Origin of the sequence: Streptomyces sp. NPDC059850, assembly GCF_042731515.1 — a bacterium.
GTDB lineage: Bacteria > Actinomycetota > Actinomycetes > Streptomycetales > Streptomycetaceae > Streptomyces.
This window is the reverse complement of the sequence record NZ_JBHWJI010000007.1, coordinates 33,807-58,812: the sequence shown is the minus strand read 5'-3', so window position 1 is coordinate 58,812 and position 25,006 is coordinate 33,807. Positions and strand designations below refer to the sequence as shown.

General features: G+C 73.7%; 8 protein-coding genes and 1 pseudogene. 2 read left to right on the top strand and 7 right to left on the bottom strand.

Annotation, left to right across the window (positions count from 1 at the left end; translation table 11 throughout):
* Positions 1-5 precede the first annotated feature (5 nt).
* Together ACFV9T_RS07805 and ACFV9T_RS07800 are read right to left on the bottom strand one after the other, a co-directional pair.
* Complete coding sequence (locus tag ACFV9T_RS07805; RefSeq protein ID WP_385437454.1) at positions 6-551, bottom strand: gamma carbonic anhydrase family protein; 546 nt, start codon at positions 549-551, stop codon at positions 6-8.
* A 44-nt stretch (positions 552-595) separates the two neighbouring features.
* The gene (locus ACFV9T_RS07800) at positions 596-1,462 is read right to left on the bottom strand and encodes an EamA family transporter (RefSeq protein WP_385437453.1); all 867 of its coding nucleotides are present in this window, start codon (positions 1,460-1,462) and stop codon (positions 596-598) included.
* Positions 1,463-1,564: 102 nt separating this feature from the next.
* Here ACFV9T_RS07800 and ACFV9T_RS07795 point away from each other — a divergent pair, with 102 nt between their 5' ends.
* A complete protein-coding gene (locus ACFV9T_RS07795; protein ID WP_385437452.1) occupies positions 1,565-2,137 on the top strand; it encodes a helix-turn-helix domain-containing protein in 573 nt (190 codons plus the stop codon).
* Positions 2,138-2,181: 44 nt separating this feature from the next.
* Positions 2,182-2,736: a YbaK/EbsC family protein gene (locus ACFV9T_RS07790; protein WP_385437451.1), complete on the top strand. Its 555-nt coding sequence runs from the start codon at positions 2,182-2,184 to the stop codon at positions 2,734-2,736.
* A 6-nt stretch (positions 2,737-2,742) separates the two neighbouring features.
* Here ACFV9T_RS07790 and ACFV9T_RS07785 read toward each other — a convergent pair.
* From ACFV9T_RS07785 to ACFV9T_RS07765, 5 genes and pseudogenes are all read right to left on the bottom strand, one after another.
* Positions 2,743-2,898, bottom strand: a pseudogene (locus ACFV9T_RS07785) (GNAT family N-acetyltransferase); the annotation flags it as partial.
* A gap of 63 nt (positions 2,899-2,961) precedes the next feature.
* Positions 2,962-3,372 (bottom strand): CoA-binding protein, encoded by a 411-nt coding sequence (locus ACFV9T_RS07780; RefSeq protein ID WP_385437450.1) that lies wholly within the window; start codon positions 3,370-3,372, stop codon positions 2,962-2,964.
* 112 nt (positions 3,373-3,484) lie between these two features.
* The gene (locus ACFV9T_RS07775; RefSeq protein ID WP_385437448.1) at positions 3,485-3,679 is read right to left on the bottom strand and encodes an MbtH family protein; all 195 of its coding nucleotides are present in this window, start codon (positions 3,677-3,679) and stop codon (positions 3,485-3,487) included.
* 42 nt (positions 3,680-3,721) lie between these two features.
* A complete protein-coding gene (locus tag ACFV9T_RS07770) occupies positions 3,722-5,032 on the bottom strand; it encodes an MFS transporter (RefSeq protein ID WP_385437447.1) in 1,311 nt (436 codons plus the stop codon).
* Positions 5,029-24,996, bottom strand: a complete 19,968-nt coding sequence (locus ACFV9T_RS07765) for a non-ribosomal peptide synthase/polyketide synthase (RefSeq protein WP_385437445.1) — start codon at positions 24,994-24,996, stop codon at positions 5,029-5,031. Before ACFV9T_RS07765 ends, ACFV9T_RS07770 begins: the two co-directional genes overlap by 4 nt.
* Between the last annotated feature and the right edge of the window lie 10 nt (positions 24,997-25,006).

Below are 25,006 nucleotides of genomic sequence, written 5' to 3'. Positions count from 1 at the left end.
ACCGCTCACTCTTGACTGGCCCGCTCCTCCGCCGCGGCGCGGTGGTGGCGGGCCAGCTCCACATAGCCGTCGGCGTTGAGCCGGACGTGCTCCCGCTCCTCGTCGGTCAGCTCGCGCCTGACCTTCGCCGGAACGCCCGCGACCAGCGAGCCCGGCGGCACCCGCATCCCCTGCGGGACCAGCGCCTGGGCCGCGATCAGCGAGCCCGCGCCGATGTGCGCGCCGTTCAGCACCGTGGCGCCCATGCCGACCAGGACGTCGTCCTCGACGGTGCAGCCGTGCAGCACCGCGTTGTGGCCCACGGTCACCCGCTCGCCGACGGTGGCCGGGAAGCCGGGGTCGGCGTGCACGGTGCAGTTGTCCTGGATGTTGCTCTGCGTGCCCACGCTGATCGGCGCGGTGTCTCCGCGTAGCACCGCGTGGTACCAGACGCTCGCTCCCGTGGCCACCGACACATCGCCGATCACCACGGACGTCGGGGCGATGAACGCCTCCGGATCGACCTTCGGCTCCTTGCCGCCCACGCCCGCGATCAGTGCCCGCTCCGCCACCGCTGTCTCCTCCGGGTTCGTAACTCTCGCCGTCTCCCGGCACGTTAGCCCGTCGTCAGCAGCACGCTGCCCACCAGGGCGAGCCCGGCGCCGGTCGCCTGCACCGCGCGCAGCCGCTCGCCCAGCAGGACGCGGGCGGCGAGCGAGGTCACCACCGGGTACAGCGAGGCGAGGACGGCGGCGATGGTGACCGGCCCCGAGTGGGCGGCCAGGTTGTACGTGCCGTTGGCGGCGACGTCGGCCAGCCCCACGAAGGCGAGCGCGGGCAGCGACGCCACGACGACGCGCATGCCGCCCTCGGGCAGCGCGCGGGTGCCGCGCCGAACCGAGATCAGCAGCGCGGTGCCGCCGACCACCACGTTGCACACCCGCTGCGTGAACAGCGCGAGGAAGAGCCCGGTCAGGGTGGTGGACGCCTCGGCGATCAGCGCCATCACCGAGCCGAAGCCCAGCGCGGCGACCAGGGTGAGCAGCAGGGTCTGCCGCTGGACGGGCGTGCCGCCGGTCTGCGGGCCCCCGGCCAGGACCACCCCGGCCACCGCCACCACGATCCCGGCCAGCTGGAGCAGCCCGGGCCGCTCGCCGAGTACGACCGCGACCGCGAGCGGCACCATGACCCCGCCCAGGGCGCCGAGCGGGGAGACGACGCCCATCGGGCCGAGCGCGAGCGCGCGGTAGAAGCAGAGCATGGCGGCCGGGCCCACCACGCCCGCCGCCGCGGCGAACCACAGCTGCGGCCCGGCCTCGGACCAGCCGCCGGTGGCCACCACGATCGCGCCGAGCACGGTCACCGCGATGATCTGCGAGACGACGACCACCGTGAGCGCGGGGGTGCGCCGGGTGAGCAGCCCTCCGCCGAAGTCGGCCAGCCCCCACATCAGGCTGGTGGCGAGAGCGAAGAGTGCGGACATGGAGGGACCTCGCCGTACAGTGTGATGGACGCTGGAGTACACCCCACCGTAGTTCACTATGCTCGACTTCGCCATTCACCATATTGGACTGGACTGGATTCTGTGACGGACCTCGATCAGCTCACGCAGTCGCTCGCCCGCAACCTCAAGCGCTGGCGCAACGAACGCGGCTACACCCTCGACGCCCTCGCGGCCCGCGCCGGGGTCAGCCGGGGCATGATCATCCAGATTGAGCAGGCCCGTACGAACCCCAGTGTCGGCATCACCGTGAAGCTCGCCGACGCGCTCGGCGTGAGCATCACGACGCTGCTCGACTACGAACAGGGCCCCCAGGTGACCTTCGTCCCCGCCGACCAGGCCGTGCGGATGTGGTCCACCGAGGCGGGCAGCTACACCGCTCTGCTGGTGGGTACCGAGGCGAGGGGGCCGCTGGAGATGTGGGAGTGGCGGCTGATGCCCGGCGACGGCAGCGAGTCCGATCCGCACCCGGCCGGGACGTACGAGCTGCTGCGGGTGACGGCGGGCGAGCTGACCCTCGTCATCGGGGACCGGGAGCACACCGTGCCGACCGGCACCTCGGCCGCCTTCGAGGCCAACACCCCGCACACCTACCGCAATGACGGCGAGGTACCGGTGGAGATGACCATGGCTGTCTCGGTGCCGCCCGCCCGCTGAAACCCGGGCCCGCACACCCCTCCCGGCCTGCTAGTTTGAGCCGTATGAATGCCCCGATGGACGCCTTCGACGAGGTCCGTCCCGCCGTGGAATGCCTGGACCTGCTGACCGCCCCGGTCGCCGGCGCGCTGCGCGACTGGCGGGGTACCGGGCCGGTGGAGCAGGTGCTGTACGTGGACACCGACCCGGACAAGGCCGACACCGCCGTGCTGGTCGAGAACTACGGCGCCTGGCTGCTGGAGCAGTCCGCCAACTGCGTGGTGGTGGCCGGGAAGCGGGGCGGCGAGGTCACGCTCGCCGCGTGCCTGGTCCTCGCCCACACCCGCGCGGACGTCAACGGTGTGGTACGCCGCCAGCTGGGCGCCCGTAAGGCGTCGTTCGCGCCGATCGAGACGGCGACCGGCGAGAGCGGCATGGAGTTCGGCGGCATCACCCCGATCGGGCTGCCCGCCGACTGGCCGCTGCTGCTGGACGCCGCCGTCGCCGACATCCCGTACGCGCTCATCGGCAGCGGCAGCCGCCGGGGCAAGCTCATCGTGCCGGGCAAGGTGCTGGCCGGGCTGCCGGGCGCCGTCGTCCTGGAGGGGCTCGGCGCGTAGCGGTGGTCAGCCTTGGCGGTTGGACAGGTCCAGCGACAGGGCGGTGGAGTGCTCGGCGAAGCCGAGGCTCCGGTACAGCCGCTCGGCGTCGTCCGTGGCGTGCAGATCGACCCGGGTGACGCCCTGCCCGGCGAACCAGTCGAGCAGCGCCTCCGTCGCGGCGGGCGGCCCGTATGCGGATCATGGAGCGAAGCTATCCGCCGGGCCGTGCCGCGCCCAAACCGTTTACCCGCCCAGCCGTGGGATCTCGATGGCCGGGCAGCGGTCCATGACCATCTCCAGGCCCGCCGCGCGGGTGCGCTCGTACGCCGCCGGGTCGATGACGCCGAGCTGGAACCACACCGCCTTGGCGCCGATCTCCACCGCCTGGTCGGCGATGGGCCCGGCCAGGTCGGAGTTGACGAAGACGTCGACCACGTCGACCGGGAACGGGATCTCGGCGAGCGTGGCATAGCCGGGCTCGCCGAGGACCGGTTCGGCCTTCGGGTGCACGGGGACGACGCGCTTGCCGTGGCGCTGGAGCACCCCGGCCACGCCGTAGGCCGCGCGGGCCTGGTTGTTGGACAGGCCGACGACGGCCCAGGTGTCGCCCAGCTCGCGCAGGATCGTGCGGACCGTCGCTGCGTCGCCGTACATGGGGGCCTCCTGCGGGTGCGGTGTCCGGCGTCCATGGTTCGGTGTCCATGGTCCTGTGTCCATGGGCGGAAACGGACACCGCGCCCCGGAGATTCCCCGAGAGGGGGAGCGGTCAGGAGGTCATGCGCTCGCGCAGGCTGCGGGGCCTCATGTCGGTCCACACCTCGTCGACGTAGGCGGAGCACTCGTCCTTGGTGCCCTCCTTGCCGACGGTCTGCCAGCCGTCGGGGACGTCGAGGTCGGCGGGCCACAGGGAGTACTGGTCCTCGTCGTTGCGGAGCACCTGGTAGCGGGCGTTGTCGTCCATGAGCTGTTCTCCTGTCGTTGCGTACGGATCTGTTGGTGGTGCCTAGGCGCCCGTCGGCCGGTTGCCGGACGGGGCGTTCGTGGACAGCCCGCGCAGGGTCGGGCTGGCGGTGGCGAGGACAGCCGCGGCGGCCATTCCGGCCGAGCACACCAGGATCGCCTGGTCGCCCGGCAGGGCCTGGGTGAGCAGACCGCCCAGCGCGGGGCCCGCCGCGCCCGCGACGCCGCAGGCCAGGGCGAGGGCGCTGGTGAGCCTGCCGCGCAGCTCGTCGGGGGTGCGCAGCAACTGCTCCGTCATGATCGCGGTGTTGGCGGTGGGCGGGAACAGCGCCATCAGGGCGAACAGCACCCCGGTCAGATAGCCGCTGTGCACGACGGCGGCGACCGGGGTGAGCACGGTCAGCCCCCAGAACACCGCCACGATGGCGCGGTAGGGGCCGAGGCGGCTGTGGAGTGCGGGCGCGGCGAGCGCGCCCGCGACGCCGCCCACTCCGAGCATGGCCGCCATCACCCCGACCTCCCCGGAGGGCACCCCCCGGGTTCCGGCGAGCACGATGACGACGAGGTAGAAGGCGCTGAAGAACAGGTTCAGCACGACCGCGCACAGGATGGTGACCCGGATGCGGCGCTCCTGCCACACCCACCGCAGACCGGCCAGCATCTCGTGGCCGAGCCTGCCCGGCGGGGCGGCGGGCCGCTCCGGTTTCGGCAGCCGCAGGAAGAGCAGCGCCACGAAGGAGAGGGTGTGCATGACGGCGTCGGCGAGGAAGGGGACGAAGCGCCCTACAGCGAACAGGAAACCGCCGGTCGCGGTGCCCGAGAGCTGCCCCATCGACGCCCGCGCCGTGTTCATCGAGACCGCCGCGGGCAGCTGGGTGGTGTCCACGAGCAGCGGCAGCGCGGCGTTCTCCGCCGGTTCGAAGAGGGCGGCGGCGGCCCCGAACACCGCCGCGACCGCGACCATGTGCGGCACGGTGGCCGCGTCGGCCCACACCGCGACCACCAGGCTGATGGCGGACACCGCCTGGGCCGCCTCGCAGACCAGCATCAGCGCCTTACGGTCGTACCGGTCGACCAGGACCCCGGCGGGCAGCCCGGCCACCATCTGGGCGGCGGCGATCGTGCCCATCACCAGACCCGACGCGGCGCCCGAACCGGTGAGCGCCAGCACCAGCAGCGGGAACGCGATCATCGTCGCGTGGAACCCGAACTCCGACAGCGCCTGGCTGCCCCACAGCAGCCGGTAGCCGCGGTTGCGCGACAGGGGCACCGGCGGGGGCGCGGACGGCGGCGCCTCCACCGGGCCCGACGACGCGGCGCCCGGGCCCGACGGCACGCCACGCTCCCCGCTCATGCGCCACCCCGGCAGTCCTGGGCGATACGGCGCAGCGCGTCCGCGAAGTCCTCGGCCACCGCCGCCACGGTCGACTCCTCGTGGACACCGGGACGGTAGTACCAGGTGAAGCCGAGGCGGCCGTTCTGCACCGCGCCCACGACCTCCAGCAGATGCGATCCTCCCTCGCGGGGGTCGTGGTCCTGGCCGAACGAGCCGTGCTCGGCGTGGACCAGGCCGTCCTTGGCCTCGGCGGAGGCGGACCGGGCGTCCCACTGGCCCAGGTAGTTGAAGACGACCTGCGGCCCGGCGCCGGTGCCGGTCAGCCGCTCCCGTACCTCGGGCGACCCGAACGTCCGCAGCGCGCCGAAGCCGAAGCCATTGCCGGGGACGGCCCGCAGATGACGCCTGACCGATTTGACCAGGCGGCGCCAGTCGATGGACGCGGTGTCCCGGGCGGCGGGCAGGTCGAAGGAGACCGGGTACATCGTGGTGAACCAGCCCACCGTACGGGAGAGATCGGCGCCCTCGATGATGTCCTCGCGCCCGTGGCCCTCCAGTTCGACGGAGACCCGGTCCTGTCCGGTCCAGCGGGACAGTGCCAGCGCGAGGGCGGCCAGCAGCACATCGTTGATGCGGGTGCGGTACGCGGTGGGGGCGGCGCGCAGCAGCGCCTCGGTGTCCGCCTCGTCGATCTCCACGGGAATCGCCCGGGTGTCCGTACCCGGGGCGGGCGTCTCGTGGTCGACCGGCAGCGGCCGCGCGTCCAGGGCCGTGGCCCAGTGGTCGGCCTCGTGGTCCAGGGCGCCGTCACCGACCTGCTCGGCGAGGTGCAGGGCCCAGTCCCGGAACGAGGTCGACTTGGTGCCGAGGTCGACCGCCTCGCCGCGCACGCCCTGCTGGTACGCGGTGTCCAGGTCGTCCAGCACGATCCGCCAGGACACTCCGTCGATGACGAGGTGGTGGGCGGTCAGGAAGAGGAACGGCCGCCGGGCGTCGCCGAACCGGAAGAGCGCGGCCTTCAGCAGCGGACCGCTGCCGAGGTCGAAGCCCGCGTGGAGGGCGTCGGCCGTCTCCTCCATGGCCATATCCGCCCCGCCCGGCGGCAGCCCGGACAGGTCGTACCGGGCGAGGACGGCCCCCGCTTCGGGCTCCGGGTTGTACTGCCGCCACTCGCCGCCGTCTTCGCCGCCGTCTCGCGTGAACCGCATCCGCAGCGCGTCATGGTGGACGAGGAGAGCGGACAGGGCTTGTTCCAGTGCGGCCTCGTCCACGTCCTGGTCCAGCTCCAGCAGCGTGGACTGGTTGAAGTGGTGCGGATTGACGGTGTGGGTGGCGAAGAACCAGCGCTGGATCGGGGTGAGCGGAAGGTCTCCGGTCACCGGCTCCGCGCTGCCCTCCACCTCTTCCGTCGTGGCCACGGCGGCCAGGGCGGCCACCGACTGGTGGCTGAACAGATCCTTGGTGGTCACCCGCAGCCCCGACTGGCGGGCGCGGGAGACGACCTGGATGCTCAGGATGGAGTCCCCGCCGAGGTCGAAGAAGTTGTCGTGCACGCCGACCCGGTCGAGGCCGAGGACATCCGCCCAGATCGCCGCGATCCGGCTCTCCATCGGGGTGCGCGGCGCGACATGGTCCGCAGCCGGGGCCGGTGCGGGATCAGGGTCGGGCAGGGCGCGGCGGTCGACCTTTCCGTTGGGGGTGAGCGGCAGTTCCGCCAGGGTGGCGAACGCCGAGGGCACCATGTGGGGCGGCAGGATCCCGCCCAGGAAGTCGCGCAGCGTGCCCGCGGTCGGTGCCGCGTCCGACGCCGGGACCACATAGCCGACCAGCCGCTTCAGCCCGGACGGATGCTCGGGCGTGGCCCCGGTGTTCCGTACGGCCACCACCGCCTCGCGCACCTCGGGGCTGCGCCGCAGCGCGCTCTCCACCTCGCCCAGCTCGATCCGGAAACCCCGGACCTTCACCTGGTCGTCGGCCCGGCCGACGAACCGCAGCTCGCCCTCGGCCGTCCAGCGCACCACATCGCCCGTGCGGTACATCCGGCCCCCCGCGGGGCCGAACGGATCGGCCAGGAAGCGGGAGGCCGTCAGCCCCGGCCGCCCCAGATAGCCGCGTGCCAGGGCGGCCCCGGCCACGTACAGCTCCCCGGCCACGCCCACCGGAACCGGGCGCAGCGCGGAATCCAGCACATAGGCGCGGGTGTTGGGGATCGGCCCGCCGATCGGCGGCGCCCCCGAACCGGCGGCCAGCGGCCCCGACCAGGTGCTCACCACGGTGGCCTCGGTGGGACCGTACGAGTTGACCATCCGGCGTCCGGGTGCCCAGCGGTCCACCAGTTCGGGGGAGCACGCGTCACCTCCGACGATCAGTGTGCGCAGCTCCGGCATGTCCATTTCCGGCACGGTGGCCAGTGCCGCCGGGGGAATGAGCGTGTGGGTGATCCGCTGCTCGGTCAGCACCTGGGCCAGCCGCTCGCCGAGCAGCGGCCCCTCCTCCGCGACCACGAGCGCCGCGCCCCTGGTCAGGGATATGCACAGCTCCAGCACGGAGGCGTCGAAGCTCGGCGAGGCGAACTGCAGGACCCGGTCCCCGGCCCGGACGTCGTAGTGGTCGGCGGCGGCGGACGAGAAGCTCGCCAGCCCCGCGTGGGTGACCACGACCGCCTTGGGCACCCCGGTGGACCCGGAGGTGTAGATGACGTACGCCGGATGGTCCGGTGTCAGCGCCGGGACGACGGGCGCCTCGGCGGGGCCGTCCCCGGCCCACACGGACGCCGGGTCGTCGAGCACCACCAGCGGCTCGGCGTCGCGCAGCATGAACGCCACCCGCTCCGCCGGGTAGTGGGGGTCGACCGGCAGGAACGCGCCGCCCGCCTTCACCACCGCCAGCTGCGCCACCACCATCTCCACCGACCGCGGCAGCACCAGCGCCACCCGCTGCTCCGGCCCCACACCGCGCCCGATCAGCCGGTGCGCCAGCCGGTTCGCAGCCACCTCCAGCTCGGCGAAGGTGAGCGAGCCCGCCCCGTACGTGACGGCCGTGGCGTCCGGGGAGACCGCCGCCTGCCGCTCGAACAGCTCGGCCAGCGTGGCCGCAGGGACGGGGCGCCCGGTGGCGTTCCACTCGACGAGGGTGCGCCGCAGTTCGGCCGGGGTGGCGAGCGGCAGCGCGCCCACCGCCCGGTCGGGGTCGTCGGCGATGCCGGTGAGGAGCGTACGGAGGGCCGCGCCGATGCGCTCGGCCGTCGGCGCGTCGAACAGGTCGGTGCTGTAACTGATCAGCCCGCGCAGCACGCCGCCCTCGGCCTCGGCGAACTCCAGCGTGAGGTCGAAGCTCGCGGTGCTGGTCTCCGGGGCGATGTCCTCCAGGGCGAGACCGGGCAGGTCCAGCGGCCCGCCGGGGATGTTCTGCAGCACCACCATCGCCTGGAACAGCGGTGTCCGGCTGGTGTCGCGGACGGGCTGCACCTCGTCCACCACCCGCTCGAACGGCACGCTCTGGTGGGCGAAGGCGTCCAGGACGGTGCCGCGCACAGCGGCCAGGAAGTCGGTGAAGCCACGTTCGGCGTCGACCGAGGAGCGCAGCACCAGCGTGTTGACGAAGAAGCCGATCAGGTGCTCGGCCTCGGCGCGCTCCCGCCCCGAGGTGACCGTGCCCACGGCGATGTCCTCCTGGCCCGACAGCCGGGCCAGCAGCACCTGGGCCGCCGCCACCAGCGTCATGAAGAGGGTGGTGCCACGGGCCTGTCCGTACTCCTTGAGGCGCCGGTTCACCTCGGCGGACACCTCGAACTCGGCCGTCGCGCCGTGTCCGCTGCGCTCCGCCGGACGGGGCCGGTCGGTGGGCAGCTCCAGCGGCTCAGTGTCGCGCAACTGCCGTTTCCAGTAAGCCAGTTGCTCATCGGCGTACGGGCCGGACACTTCGGCCCGCTGCCAGGCCGCGAAGTCGGCGTACCCCACCGGAAGCGGTGGCAGCTGCGTCGCCTCGCCGCTCAGCGCCGCCCGGTACAGCTCGCGCAGATCGCCCATCAGCACACTGTTGGACCAGCCGTCCGTAATGATGTGATGCAGCGTCAGCGTGAGGGCGTGGTCCTCGGCGGTGAGCCGGATCAGACCGACCCGCAGCAGCGGGCCGCGCCGCAGGTCGAAGGGGCGCTCCCGCTCCCGCGCCAGCAGCTCCGTCAGCTCCGCCTCCCGCCGGTCGACGGGCAGGCCCGACAGGTCGTGGCGGGTGAGCCGGACCGGGGAGGGCTCGTGCACGATCTGCACGCCGCGCCCGTCCACCGCGTCGAAGGTGGTACGCAGCGACTCGTGCCGGGCCACCAGCGCGGTCAGCGCCTCCTCCAGCGCCCGCACGTCGAGGTGGCCGCGCATCCGCAGCGCCAGCGGGGTGAGGTACTCGGTGCTGTCCGGTGCGAAGGAGTCCAGGAACCACAGGCGCTGCTGCGGATACGACAGCGGCAGCTCCCCGTCCCGGGACACCGGGACGATCGGCGCGGACATCCCTTCCGCGCCGCCACCGCCACCGCCAGCGCCGCTCGCCTCGGTGAGGGCCGTGGCCAGGGCGGCCACCGTCGAGTGGGTGAACACCAGCCGGGGCGACACCTCCGCCCCGAACGCCTCCCGCAGCCGCGAGGTGAGCCGGATGCTGAGGATGGAGTCACCGCCGAGGACGAAGAAGTCGTCCTCGGCACCGACCCGTTCGGCCCCCAGCACCTCGGCCAGGATCCGCGCCGTACGCCGCTCGGCCTCGTCGCGCGGGGCCACGTAGGCCGCGCGGTCCGGGGCGGCGCCGGGCGCGGGCAGCGCCGCGCGGTCCAGCTTGCCGTTGCGGCTCAGCGGCAGCGCGTCCAGCGGGACGAACACGGACGGCACCATGTAGTCGGGGAGGGCGGCCGCCGTGCGGGTGCGCAACTCCGCGAGGTCCACGGCCGGTTCGCCGCCGGACACCACATACGCCACCAGCCGCTTCACCCCGGGCCGGTCCTCCCGGGCCACCACCGCCGCGTCCGCCACCCCGGGGTGCGCGGTCAGCACGGTCTCCACCTCGCCCGGCTCGATCCGGAAGCCCCGGACCTTCACCTGGTGGTCGGCGCGGCCCACGAACTCCACCGTGCCGTCCGGCCGCCGCCGCGCCAGGTCCCCGGTGCGGTACATCCGCTCCCCGGCGGGCCCGTACGGATCGGCGACGAAGGCCGCCGCCGTCGCACCGGGCCGCCCCAGATAGCCACGGGCCACGCCCTCACCGGCGACGAAGAGTTCACCGACGACACCCGGCGGTACGATCCGCAGCCGCGCGTCCAGGACGTATACCCGCGTGTTGTCCAGCGGCCCGCCGATCGGCACCACATCGGGCACCCCGTCGGCCCGGGACATCGGGAACGCGGTCGCGAAGGTCGTCGTCTCGGTCGGCCCGTAGCCGTCCACGACGGTCAGCCCGGGGCACGCCGCCAGCACCCGGCGCACCGCGCCCGCTGGCACCACATCGCCACCGGTCCACACCTCGCGCAGCCCCGCGAAAGCGTCCGGGGCGTCCTGTGCCAGCAGCCGGAACAGCCCGGCCGTCAGCCACAGGCCCGTCACCCCGTGGTCGGCCACCAGCCGCCGCAGCGCCGCCGCGTCCAGCTCGCCCGGCGGGGCCACCACCACCTGGCCGCCGCGCAGCAGCGGCACCCACACCTCGTAGGTGGCGGCGTCGAACGCCACCGGGGAGTGCAGCGGCACCCGGTCGTGTCCGCCGCCCCCGAAGGCGCGGTGGAAGGCGAGCGCCGCCACATCGCGGTGGCGCACCCCCACGGCCTTCGGCTCCCCGGTCGACCCGGAGGTGAACATCACGTACGCCAGGTTGTCCCGGCACACCGGCACGGCGGGCGGGACGCGCTCGCCGTCGCGTACGGCGGCCACGTCGTCCGCCGTCAGCACGACCTTCGCGCCGGTGGCCGCGAGCAGCGTCCGCTGCCGTGCGCGCGGCGCGCGGGCGTCCACCGGTACGTACACCCCGCCCGCCCTGACGACCGCGAGCTGCGCCACGACCAGTTCGGCCGACCGGTCCATGAGCAGCGCCACCCGGCCCTCGTGGCGCACCCCCGACTCGGCCAGGGACACGGCCAGTTGGCCGGACCACGCGTCGAGATCGCGGTAGCTGAGGGCGGTGGCGCCATCCGTGACGGCGATGGCGTCCGGGGTACGCGCGGCCTGCTCGGCGAACAGCTCCGCGAGCGAACCCTGCGGCAGCGGCCGCGCGGTGTCGTTCCACTCCCGCACCGCCCGGCGCTCCTCGTCGCCGGTCAGCAGCCGCAGATCGTCCAGGGTGCGCCCGGCGCCATCGGCGATGCCGGTCAGCAGCGTCTCCAGGTGGCGGGCCGCGCGCTCCGCCGTCGCCGCGTCGAACAGCGCGGGATCGTAGGCGATGTCGAACCCGAGCCGGTCGCCGAGATAGGCGCGCAGGCACAGCGGGAAGGTGGTGGCGTCCTCGGCCCGCACCTCCCGGATGGCGATCCCGGCACCGGACGCCGACTCCTCGTCGAACGGATAGTTCTCGAAGACCACCATGGAGTCGAACAGCCCCTCGGCGGCGGGAAGTTCACTCAGAGCCTGGATCCGGGCGAGGGAGACGAAGTCGAAGCGGCGGGACTCGCTCTGCTGGTCCTGGAGTTCCCGCAGCCACCCCGCCACCTCGCGGCCGCCATCGGCCACGGCCCGGGTGGGGACCGTGTTGATGAACATGCCGACCATCGTCTCCACACCCGGCAGCCCGTCCGGGCGGCCCGAGGCGGTGGTGCCGAACACCACGTCGCTCTCGCCGCCGTACCGGGACAGCAGCAGCGCCCAGGCGCCCTGCACGACCGTGTTCACGGTCAGCCCACGGCCACGGGCCATCTCGCGCAGCCGGGCGGACACCTCCCGGGACAGCTCCAGCCGGGTCAGCTCGCCGGAGGTGGCGCGGTGCGCCTCCCGGGGCGGCCGGTCGTACGGCAGCGGGGTCCGGGCCTCGAAGCCCGCCAGGACGTCCCGCCAGTGGTGCTCGGCGCGCTCCTGGTCCTGCTCCCGCAGCCAGTGCAGGAAGTCCCGGAACGGGCGCCGCGCGGGCGGGCTCAGGGTGTGGCCCTCGGTGAGCGCCGCGTAGTGCTCGCACACCTCGGCGAAGATCTGCCCGGTGGACCAGCCGTCGAGCATCAGATGGTGCGAGGTCCACACCAGCATGACCTCGTCGTCGCTCTGCCGCGCGATCGCGATCCGGCTCAGCGGCGCACGCGTCAGCTCCATCCCGGCCGCCCGGTCCTCGGCGAGCAGCCGCTCCAGCGCGGCCTGCCGCTCGTCCGGGGAGAGGTCTCGCCAGTCGTGGCGCGCGGTGGGCAGCGCGACCTGGCGGCGTACGACCTGGACGGGCTCCTCAAGCCCCTCCCAGCGGACCGCGCTGCGCAGCACCGGCGTACGGTCGGTGACCCGCTGCCAGGCGGCGGCGAACGCGTCCGGGTCGGCGATGCCGCCGACGCGCAGCGCGATCTGGTCGAAGTAGGCGCCCTGGGCGTCGACCAGGCCGTGGAAGAGCATGCCCGCCTGCAGCGGGGTCAGCGGATAGATGTCCTCCACGTCCCGGCCGTCGCCCGCGATCAGGTCCACCTGGCGCTGGTCGAGCCGGGCGAGCGGGAAGTCGGAGGGGCTGCGGCCGCCCGCGCCGGGCTCCGCGCAGTGCGCCACGATCTCCCGCAGCGCGGCGACCACATCCTCGGCGAGACGGCGCACGGTCGCCTCGTCGTACATCAGCTTCGGGTAGGTCCAGCCCAGCTCCAGACGGCCGTCCTGGACGGCCCCGGTGACCTCCAGCAGATACGTACGGGTCTCGCCGTCCGGCGCGTCCTTACCCATCGAGGGCAGCGCGCCCCGGATGAGCCCGGAGGCGTCCTCCGTGGCGGCGACATCCCACTGGCCGTGGTAGTTGAACCCGATCTGCGGCGCCGGGCCGCCACGCAGCCGCTCGCCCGCCTTGGGGGAGAGGTGGCGCAGCGCGCCGTAGCTCAGCCCGCGGTGCGGGACGGCGTGCAGCTGCTCCTTGACGGACCGCAGCGTGTCCCGCCAGCCCGCGCCCGGCGCCACGGTCAGCGCGAGCGGGAACTCGGCGGTGAACCAGCCGACCGTACGGGAGAGATCCAGCTCGTCGAAGAGGTCTTCGCGGCCGTGGCCCTCCACCCCGATCAGCGCGATGTCGCCGCCGGTCCAGCGGGCCAGGCTCCGGCCGAGCGCGCTGAGCAGCACATCGTTGATCTGGGTGCGGTAGACCTCCGGGACATCGCGCAGCAGCGCCTCGGTCTCGGCGCGGGACAGGCGCGTGGTCACCGTGGCCGCCGTCTCCTGGGTGTTGGCGCCCTCGCGGTCGACGGGGAGCGGGGCGGGCGCGGTGTGCGCGGCCCGCTCCCAGTACGCCAGGTCGCCGTCGAGCCCGCCGGAGCGTACGTGCTCCGCCAGCCGGGCCGCCCAGTGCGCGTAGGCGCTGCTCGCCGGGGGCAGTACGGGCGTGGCACCGGCGGTGGCCTGGTCGTACGCGGTCTCCAGATCGCCGAGGAGGACGCGCCACGAGACGCCGTCGACCACCAGGTGGTGCACGGTGAGCAGCAGCTCGGGCGGCCGCTGCGGACCGTAGGTGAACAGCAGGGCCCGCAGCACCGCGCCCTCGGCGATGTCCAGCCCGGTCTGGGCCGCGACCGTGGCCTCGCGTACGGCGCGCGCCCGCGCCTCGTCGCCGAGGCCGGACAGCTCGTGCCGCTCCAGCAGCGGCCCCGGCGCGGTGGCCAGGACCTCCTGCCGCCACCGGCCGTCGATGACCAGGAACCGGGTGCGCAGCGCCGGGTGGTGGGCCACGAGCGCGTCCAGCGCCCGGCGGAGGGCCAACTCATCTGCTTCATCAGTGAGTTGGAGCCGGTGGGTCATGGTGAAGTGGTGCGGATCGCCGGGCCGCCGCCCGTCCAGGTACCAGTGCTGGATCGGGGTCAGCGGCGCCGGACCGGTCGGCGGACCGGCCGGGGCGTGGTCCCGCGCCGGGGCGGACCCGATGCTCAGCGCGAGTTCCGCGATGGTCTGGTGGCGGAAGACGTCCTTGGAGGTGATCCGCAGCCCGGCCTGGCGGGCGCGGGAGACGATCTGGATGCTGAGGATCGAATCACCGCCCAGCGCGAAGAAGTTGTCCTCCACGCCGATCCGGGGGGTGCCGAGCACCTCGGACCACACCCGCGCGAGCACGGTCTCCGGCTCGGTGCGCGGCGCCAGATGCGCGGTCTCCGCATCCGGCCGCACAGGCGGCGCGGGCAGCGCCCGCCGGTCGACCTTTCCGGCGTCGGTGCGGGGCATCCGCTCCAGCGTCACGAAGGCCGCCGGGACCATGTAGTCGGGCAGGGTCCGCTTGAGCAGGGTACGCAGCTCCACCGCACCGGGCGCGGCGTCCGCGCCCGTGGCCACGAGGTAGCACACCAGCCGCCGGTGGCCGGTGTCCTCCCGGACCACCACCACGGCGTCCTCGATCGCCGGATGGCCCAGTACGGCGGCCTCGATCTCGCCGGGCTCGATGCGGAAGCCACGGATCTTGACCTGCTCGTCGGTGCGGCCGAGGAATTCCAGTACCCCGTCCGCCGTCCACCGGGCCCGGTCGCCGGTGCGGTACATCCGGGAGCCGGGCGGCCCGTACGGATCGGCGGTGAAGTGGCGCGCGGTCAGCCCCGGCCTGCCGAGATAGCCGCGCACCACCTGGGCACCGGCCAGATGCAGTTCGCCCGGCACCCCGGGGGGTACAGGGCGCAGCGCCGCGTCCAGGACGTACGCCCGCAGATTGTGCCCGGGGCGCCCGATGAGCGGCCGGTCCCCGAGGTCGGCGAGGCGCCCGTACACCGCGTCGACGGCGCACTCGGTGGGCCCGTAGAAGTTGTACGCCGCCACGCCCGGCACCACGCGCAGCTCCCGCCACAGCGCCGCCCCCAGCGCCTCGCCGCCCACCATCACGATGCGCGGCGTGTGGTTGCCGCTGAAGAGCCCGGTGGCCATCAGCTCCTGCAGATACGAGGGCGTGAGGTCGAGGAAGTCCAGCTCCCGGGCGCGGATCAGCTCGACCAGGGCGTCCGGGTCGAGCCGTACCGCGTCGTCGATCAAGTGCACTTCCTGGCCCGCCGCCAGGAACACGGCGCCCTCCCAGGACGTGTCGAAGGAGAACGCGGCGGTCAGCGCGGCGCGCAGCGGACGGCCCGCCTCGGCCGCGTGCGGCGCGATGAGCCCGGCCAGATGGTCGTGGCACAGGTTGACCAACTGGCCGTGCTCGACCGCGACACCCTTGGGGCGGCCCGTGGACCCCGAGGTGTAGTTGATGTACGCGGTGTTCGCGGGGCGCAGCGGGGCGCGCCGGTCCCGGTCGGTGGGGTCGGTGGCGGGCAGACCGCCGAGGGGCGCGTCGCGCAGCGCCTCGGGGGTGAGGACGGTCCCGGGTGCCGCGTCCTCCAGCATGAACTGCACGCGCTCTACGGGCAGTTCGGGATCCACGTACAGATACGTGCCGCCCGCCTTGAGGACGGCGAGCTGCGCCACCATCAGCTCGGCGGTGCGCGGCAGCCTGACCGCGACCACCTGCTCGGGACCGGCCCCGAGGGCGATCAGATGGTGGGCCAGCCGGTTGGCGCGGGTGTTCAGCTCCGCGAAGTCGTAACGGGCACCCGAGGCCACCAGCGCGGTGGCGTGCGGGGTGCGGGCGGCCTGCTCCTCGAAGAGGCGCGGGAACGTGGTGTCCGCCACCGGCAGCGCGGTGGCGTTCCACTCCTCCAGCACGGTGTGCCGCTCCCGCGCGGTCAGCAGCGGGAGTTCGCCCACCGGACGGCCTGGGTCGTCCGCCACCGCTTCCAGCAGCAGCCGCAGCTGGTGGGTCATCCGCCGCACGGTCTCCGCGTCGAACAGATCGGTGTTGTACTCCACGAAGCCGGTCAGGGCGCCCTGGTGTTCCACGAAGTCGAAGCCGAGGTCGAACGCGGCGGTCCGGCTCGGGATCCGTACGGGCTCCACGGCGAGCCCGGGCAGGCTCGGCACCTCACTGCCCAGGTTGTGCAGCGCCACCATCACCTGGAACAGCGGGGTGCGGCTGGTGTCCCGCTCCGGCTGGAGCGTGTCCACGATCCGCTCGAACGGCACGTCCTGGTGGGCGAAGGCGTCGAGGACGGTGTCGCGCACCTCCTGGAGCAGTTCGCCGAACGGGAGGTCCGCGCGCACCCGGCTCCGCAGTACGAGCGTGTTCACGAACATCCCGACGAGCCGCTCCAGCTCGGGCCGCTCCCGGCCGGAGGTCACGGTGCCGACCGCGATGTCCTCCTGCCCCGACCAGCGCGCCAGCAGCACCTGGCAGGTGGCGAGCAGGGTCATGAAGAGGGTGCCGTCGCCGTGCCGCCCGGTCTCCCGGAGCCGGTCCACCAGCTCCGCGTCCAGGGTGAAGTCCAGCAGCGCCCCGTTCTTGGTCTGCACGGCCGGGCGCGGCCGGTCGGTGGGCAGCTCCAGCGGGGCCAGCTCGGCGAGGGTCTTGCGCCAGTGGTCCAGCTGCGGTTCCACGGTGGCGGCGCCGCCACGCGGATCGCGCTGCCAGGCCGCGTAGTCGGCGTAACCCAGCGGCAGCGCGGGCAGTTCGGGGCTGCGGCCCGCCACTGCCGCCGCGTACAGCTCGCTCAGATCCTCGCTGATGACGGCGGTGGACCAGCCATCCGTGACGATGTGATGCATCGTCAGCGTGAGGACGTGTTCCTCGTCGTCCAGCCGGATCAGCGACGCCCGCAGCAGCGGCCCGGTGGCCAGGTCGAACGCGGTGGCGCCCTCGCGCTCCAGCAGCCGCTCCAGCTCCCGTTCACGCTCGGCGGCGGGGAACGCGGTGAGGTCGTGGCGCGGCAGCTCGACCCGGTACGGGGCGTTGATCCGCTGCACACCGTGGCCGTCCACCTCGGCGAACGTGGTGCGCAGCGGCTCGTGCCGGGCCACCAGGCCGTCGAGGGCGGTGTGCAGGGCGCCGGTGTCGATCCGCCCGCGCAGCCGCAGCGCGAACGGGGTCACATACTCGGTGTCGCGGTCGTCGAAGCCGTCCAGGAACCACAGCCGCTGCTGTGCGTACGACAGCGGCAGGTCACCGCCCCGCGCCACCGCCGGGATCACCTCGCGCGGCGCGCCGCCGCCGTCCGGTGCCGCGCTCAGCGCGGTGGCGAGGGCGGCCACGGTGGCATGGGTGAACAGCGACCGTGGCGAGACGTCCGTGCCGAAGGCGGTACGCAGCCGGGACGCCACCCGGATGGCGAGGATCGAATCGCCGCCCAGGGCGAAGAAGTTGTCCTCGGCCCCGGCCTCCTCGACGCCCAGGACCTCGGCCCACACCCTGGCCACCGTGGCCTCCGCCTCGGTGCGCGGGGCGATCCGCTCGGCGCTCGTGGCGAAGCCGTCCGCGCCCGGGGCGGGCAGCGCCGCCCGGTCCAGCTTGCCGTTGGCGGTCAGCGGCAGGGTGTCCAGGGCGATGTAGGCGGCCGGGATCATGTGCTCGGGCAGGTTCCGCCCCAGGAATTCCCGCAGTTCGGCGGCGGGTGGCGAGGCCTCCTGGCGAGCCGCCACGGTGTAGGCGACCAGCCGCCGCACCCCGGGCGTGTCCTCGCGGGCGATCACCACGGCATGTGCCACCGCCGGATGCGCGGTCAGGGCGGCCTCGATCTCACCGGGTTCGATCCGGAAGCCACGGATCTTCACCTGGTCGTCGGCGCGGCCCAGATACTCCAGCTCGCCGTCCGCGCTCCACCGGGCCCGGTCGCCGGTGCGGTACATCCGGTGTCCCGGCGGGCCGAACGGGTCGGCGACGAACCGGGACGCGGTCAGCCCCGGCCGCCGCAGATAGCCACGGGCCAGCCCGGCGCCCGCCACGTACAGCTCGCCGACCGCACCCGGCGGCACCGGCTGGAGCGCGCCGTCGAGGACGTAGATCCGCAGGTCGGGGATGCCGGTGCCGATGCCACTTCCGGTGGCGCGGGCGGCGGTGGCGCGGTCGAGGGCGGTGTGGGTGACGTGCACGGTGGTCTCGGTGATCCCGTACATGTTGACCAGCACGGGCGCGGTGTCGGTGTTCGCGTGTCGCGCGTACCAGTCCTCCAGACGGCGCGGGTCCAGTGCCTCACCGCCGAAGATCACCCGGCGCAGCGAAAGCCGCGCTCCGGGATTCTCTTCGTCGGCGCGCATCAGGGCGTAGAACGCCGACGGCGTCTGGTTGAGGACCGTCACCCGCTCGTCCGCCAGCAGCCGCAGGAACTCCTGCGGGGAGCGCGAGACCGCGTACGGGACCACCACGAGCCGCCCGCCGTGCAGCAGCGGCCCCCAGATCTCCCAGACGGAGAAGTCGAAGGCGTAGGAGTGGAACAGCGTCCACACATCGCTCTCGTCGAACGAGAACCACTGGCGGGTCCGCGAGAACAGCCGGACCACATTGGCGTGCGGAATGACCACGCCCTTGGGGCTACCGGTCGAGCCCGAGGTGTAGATGGCGTACGCCGGGCTGTCCGGCAGCGGCCGGGCGGCGGCCGGGAGAGTGGCCGGGCGGTCCCGCAGATCGGCGGCCACCGCCGGATCGTCCAGGCACAGCCGGGGCACGGCGGTGTCCGCCGCGATCCGCTCGGCCAGGTCGGCGGTGGTCAGCAGCAGCACGGGTTCGGTGTCGGCGAGCATATGGGCGATCCGCCCGGCGGGCTGGTCCGGATCGATCGGCAGATAGGCCGCACCGGTCTTCAGCACGGCCACGACCGCCACGATCATGTCCAGCGAGCGGGGCAGGGCCAGCGCCACATACCGCTCCCGCGCCGCGCCTCCGGCGATGAGCCGGTGGGCCAACTGGCCCGCACGCGCGTCGAGTTCGGCGTACGACAGCGATTCCGCCCCGTAGGTGACGGCGATCAGATCCGGGGTCCGGGCGGCCTGCTCCTCGAACAGGTCCACCACGGTGTGCTCCGGTGTGCCCTGCTCCGAGCCGTTCCACTCCACCAGGATGCGTCGCCGCTCCTCGGCCGTCGTCCACGGCAGCGCCCGCAGCGGGCGGTCGGGGTCGGCCGCGATCCCGGTCAGCAGCTGGCACAGCCGGTCGGCGAGGGCGGTCGCGGTCCCGGCGTCGAACAGCTCCGGGTCGTAGCCGAGGTCGAAGCCGAGCCGGTCGGAGAGATGGGCCCGCAGGCTCAGCGGGAAGTTCGTGGCATCGGTCGACTGGACGTCGAGGATGCGCAGCCCCGCCTCACGCGCCGACGAGTCGTCGAAGGGGTAGTTCTCGAACGCCACCATGCTGTCGAAGAGCGGCGTACCGGCCGGGACCTCGCTCCAGGCCGACAGCTGGGCCAGCGACGCGGATTCGAAGCGCCGCGCCTCCGACTGCGCCACCTGGAGGTCCCGCAGCCACGCGGCGGTGTTCCGGGCGCCGTCGACGGCTACCCGGGTGGGCAGGGTGTTGATGAACATGCCCACCATCGACTCGACCCCGGCCAGCTCCGCCGGGCGACCCGAGACGGTGGTGCCGAAGACCACGTCACTCTCGCCGCAGTACCGGGACAGCAGCAGCGCCCAGGCGCCCTGCACGATGGTGTTGACGGTCAGGCCGTGCCGCCGGGCCGCCTCGCGCAGCTCCGCCGACACCCCGGCCCCGAGCGCCACCGCCACGGTCGCCGAGGAACCGGCCCGATGCGACTCCAGGGGCTTGCGGTCGTACGGCAGCGGCGTGGGCGCGGTGACCCCCGCGAGCAGGGCCCGCCAGTGCTCCTCGGCCTCCCGCCCGTCCTGCCGGTCCAGCCAGTGCAGATAGTCGCGGAACGGCCGCCGGGCGGTCAGCGCCGGGCGCTCTCCCCGGGCCGCCGCCGCGTATCGCTCGCACACCTCGGTGAAGACCTGGGCCAGGCTCCAGCCGTCCAGGATCAGATGGTGCGAGGTCCAGATCAACGCCACCTGGTCATCGGGGAGTTGGACCAGGGTGAGCCGCATCAGCGGCGGTGCCGTCAGATCCAGCCCGCGCGCCAGATCGTCGGCGCGGAGCCGGTCCAGCTCGGCCGCGCGCCGCCCCTCCGGCAGCTCGCGCGCGTCCACATGCGTGACGGGCACGGCGGCCCGCTGGCGTACGAACTGCACCGGCCGCTCGACGTCCTCCCACACCACGCCACTGCGCAGCACCGGGGTGCGGTCGACCGTCTGCTGCCACGCGAGCGCGAACGCGTGCGGATCGCTCACCCCGGCCAGGGTCAGCGTGGCCTGGTCGAGATACACGTCCTGTCCGTCGCCCACCAGACGGTGGAAGAGCATGCCCTCCTGGAGCGGGGTCAGCGGATAGACGTCCTCGGTGCCGCGCCCGTCGCCGACCAGCCGGTCCACGCCCGCCTGGTCCAGCCGGGCGAGCGGGAAGTCGGATGGCGTACGGCCACCGGCGTCCGGCTCGGCGCAGTGGCCGACGATCTCCCGCAGCGCCGCCAGCATCGCGTCCGCGAGCCCGCGCACCGTGCCCTCGTCGTGGACGCGGTCGGAGTAGAGCCAGGTCAGCTCCAGCTCCCCGGCGGACACCACGCCCGACACATCGAGCGGATACGTCGAGGGCTCAGCGGGGTCGAGATCCTGGCCCAGGGTCTGACCGGTGAGGGTGAACGCGTCGTCGCCCGGTACGGAGTCCCACTGGCCGTGGTAGTTGAAGCAGATGCCCGGCAGCGGGGCGTCGCGCAGCGCGCGGGCGGGGGAGTCCGGCGGGCTCAGATGGGCCAGCGCCTCGTAGCTCAGCCCCCGGCGGGGCAGCGCCCGCAGCTGCTCCTTCACGGACTTCAGCACCGCGCCCCAGCCGCCGCCGGGCACGGTGAGCGCCACCGGGTACTGGGTGGTGAACCAGCCGACGGTACGGGACAGTTCGACGCTCTCGTCGATCTCCTCGCGGCCGTGGCCCTCCATGGCCACCAGCACCCGGTCGGTGTGGGTCCAGTCGGCGAGCACCCGGCCGAGCGCGCTCATCAGCACGTCGTTGATCTGCGTCCGGTACACCCCCGGCACCCGGCGCAGCAGCGCGTCCGTCGTGTCGCGGTCGAGCCGCACCCGGACCGTGCGGGTGGTTCCGGCGGTGGCGCGGCCGGGATGGTCGACGGGCAGCCCCGCGCCGTCCGCCCGCGCCACGTCCTCCCAGTACGGCAGGTCGCCGTCCAGCTCCCCGGCGAGGACGTGGCCGCTGAGCCGGTGGGCCCAGTGGGTGAACGACGTGCCGACCGGGTCGAGCCGCACCGGCTCCCCGGCCACGGCCTGCCGGTACGCGGCCTCCAGGTCGCCCAGCAGGATGCGCCATGACACGCTGTCCACGGCCAGGTGGTGGACGGCCAGGAAGAGCCGCGGCCGGGACTTCGCGCCGCGCAGGATCAGCGCTGCGCGCAGCAATGCGCCTGTGGCCAGGTCGAGTTCGGCGCGCGCGGCCTCGGCGGCCGCCTCGGCCGCGGTGTGCGCGGCGTCCCCTTCCAGCTCCGCCAGATCGTGGCGGCGGATCAGCGGCCCCGTCACCGAAGCGTCGGCGTGCTGGCGCCACTCGCCGCCCTCCCGTACGAACCGGGTCCGTAGCGCCGGGTGGTGGGCGGCCACCGCCTCCAGGGCGGTGTGCAGCGCGGTCTCGTCCAGGTCGTACGGCAGGTCCACCACCATCGACATGGTGAAGTGGCGCAGCGGGCCGTGGGTGGCGAAGAACCAGTGCTGGATCGGGGTCAGCGGGGCCGGGCCCATCGGCTCGGCGGCCGTGTCCTCCGTATCAGCGGCGCCGCGCGGGGCGATGGCGGCGGCCAGGTCGGCGATGGTCTGGTGGAGGAAGATGTCCCGGGAGCTGAGCCGCAGCCCGGCCTGGCGCGCCCGTGAGACGGCCTGGATGCTGAGGATCGAGTCGCCGCCCAGCTCGAAGAAGTTGTCCGTCACCCCGACCTGCTCGGCGCCCAGCACCTCGGCCCAGATCCGCGCCAGCTCCTCTTCCGCCGGGGTGCGCGGCGCCGTGTAGGCGTTCTCCCGCCGGTCCGTGTCGGGGTGCGGGGCGGGCAGCGCGCGCCGGTCGAGCTTGCCGCTCGTGGTGAGCGGCATGGCGTCGAGGGCGAGGAAGGCGCCCGGAATCATATGGCCCGGCAGAGTGCGCCCGAGGGCCGCCCGCAGGTCCTGCGTGGTGGGCGGCGTGGCGGTGGCGGCCGGTACGTAGTAGGCGGCCAGCCGCGCGTGGTCGCGTTCGTCGGTCACGGCGATCACGGCCGCCTCGGCGACGGACGGCAGATCGAGCAACGCGGCCTCGATCTCACCCGGTTCGACCCGGTGGCCCCGGATCTTCACCTGGTCATCCGCGCGCCCGAGGTAGTCCAGCTCCCCGGTGGCGGTCCAGCGGGCCACATCGCCGGTGCGGTACATCCGGCCGCCCGGGGGCCCGAACGGATCGGCCAGGAAACGCTCGGCGGTCAGCCCCGGGCGGTGCGGATAGCCGCGCGCCAGCTGGTCCCCGGCGAGATACAGCTCGCCCGCGACTCCGGCGGGCACCGGCCGGAGCCGGGCGTCGAGTACGTAGGCGCGCAGATTGCCCAGCGGCCGCCCCACCACCGGGCGCCCGGCGCCGCCGATCCGGGCGGCGAGCGCGTCGACGGTGCACTCGGTCGGACCGTAGAAGTTGTACGCCGTGGTGCCGGACACCTCCGCCAGCTGCCGCCACAGCGTCTGGCCGATGGCCTCGCCGCCCAGCATCAGCACCCGGGGGCGGTGCCGGGCGTCGGTGAGCAGCCCGGCCGGGAGGAGCTGCCGCAGATACGACGGGGTGAGGTCGAGGAAGTCGATCCGGTGCGCCGCGATGTGGTCGACCAGCGCGGCCGGGTCGAGCCGGGTGGTCTCGTCGATGAGGTGCAGCTCATGGCCGTCCGCCAGCAGCAGCAGCCCCTCCAGCGAGGTGTCGAAGGAGAACGACGCGGTCAGCGCGACCCGCAGCGGACCGCCGCCCGCCTCCGCCACGAAGCCGTGGCGGTGGCCCACCAGCAGGTTCACCATGGCCCGGTGCGAGACCGCGACACCCTTGGGGCGGCCGGTGGAGCCCGAGGTGTAGATGACGTACGCCGCGCCGTCCCGGTGCAGCGCGGCGACCCGGTCGGCGTCGGTGGGGTCGGTCGCGGGCAGCGTGGCGGGGACCGCGCGCAGCGCCGCCTCGTCCAGCACCAGCATCGGTTCGGCGTCGGACAGCAGGAACGCGACGCGCTCCTCGGGGAGTTCGGGATCGATGGGCAGATACACGCCGCCCGCCTTGAGGACGCCGAGGATCGCCACGACCATGTCGGCGGTGCGCGGCAGCTTCACCCCCACGGTCCGCTCGGGGCCGACACCCTGCCCGATCAGCTGGTGCGCCAGCCGGTTGGCGGCCGCGTTGAGCCCCGCGAAGTCGTACGTCTCCGCCCCGGCCACCAGAGCCGTGGCCGCCGGGGTACGGGCCGCCTGCGCCTCGAACACGGCCGGGAAGGTCATCGCCGGGGCGGCCAGAGCGGGACCCCGCTCCCACGCCGCCACCTGCCGCCGCTCCTCCGCCGTCAGCAGCGGGAGTTCCCGCAGCGGCCGGTCCGGCGCGGCGCTCGCCCCCTCCAGCAGCACCAGCAGATGGCCCGCCATGCGCTCGGCGGTCTCCGCGTCGAACAGCTCGGTGCTGTACTCCAGCAGCCCCCGCAACTCCTCATCTTCCTCGACGAATTCCACGCTGAGGTCGAAGGTGGAGGACTGCCGGGGCACATCGACGGACTCCGCCGTCAGCCCGGCCGGACGCGGCGCGCCCCGGGGGTTGCTGTGGAGCAGCACCATGACGTCGAACAGCGGGTTGCGCCCGGCCTCCCGGCGCGCCCCCACGGCCTCCACCAGCCGCTCGAACGGCGTCTCGTCATGCGCGAACGCGTCGAGGACCGTCGCACCGGCCTCATCGATCAGCTCGCGGTACGAACGCGCCACATCGACCCCGGAGCGCAGCACCACGGTGTTCACGAAGAACCCCACGGCGCGCTCCAGCTCGGTGCGGCCACGGCCGGAGGTGACCGTGCCGAGCGCGATGTCGTCCTGCCCCGACCAGCGGGCGAACAGCCCCTGGCACGCGGCGACCAGCACCGTGAACAGGGTGGTGCGCCGCTCCGCCGCCAGCTCCTTCAGCCGCGCCGCGACGTCCCGGCCCACGGTGAACTCGTACACCGCGCCCGCCGACGTGCGCACCGAGGGCCGGGGCCGGTCGGTGGGCAGCTCCAGCGGGACGGCGCCGGTGAGCCGGTCCTTCCAGTGATCGAGCTGCTTGTCCAGCGCGGCCCCGGAGAGCCGGTTGCGCTGCCACACCGCGAAGTCCGGGTACTGCACCGGCACCGGCGGCAGCGAGGCCCGCGCGGTCCCATCGGCCCCGTACAGGGCGCACAGCTCGTCCAGCAGGATGCCCATGGACCAGCCGTCGGTGACGATGTGATGGGCGGTCAGCAGGAGTACGTGTTCCGCGTCCGCCAGCCGTATCAGCAGCGCCCGCAGCAGGGGCCCGGTGCGCAGGTCGAACGGGCGGGAGTACTCGGCGAGCAGCGTGTCGTCCAGCGCCCCGGGCTCGCTCGTCAGGTCGGTGACCGGCAGCGGAACCTCGGTGGCTTCGCGCACCACCTGCGACGGCTGCCCGTCCCCGTCCTCGAAGACGGTCCGCAGCGCCTCGTGCCGCGCCACCAGGGCGTCGAGCGCCCGGGAGAGCGCGGCCACGTCCAGGGCGCCGGTCAGCCGCAGGGCGACGGCGCTGTTGTAGCCCGCCTCGTCCGGCTGGAGGGTGTGCAGGAACCACAGCCGCTGCTGGGCGAAGGACAGCGGAAGGGCCTGCGCGCGGTCCGCGCGGGGGATCGCCGCGGTGCGTCCGGCCTTGCCCGCGAGACGGCGGCGGAGGGCTTCCCGCATGTCCTCGGGCAGGGCGGAGGCGCGGCTGTTCCTCGAAGACGTCATGTTCTCGTTC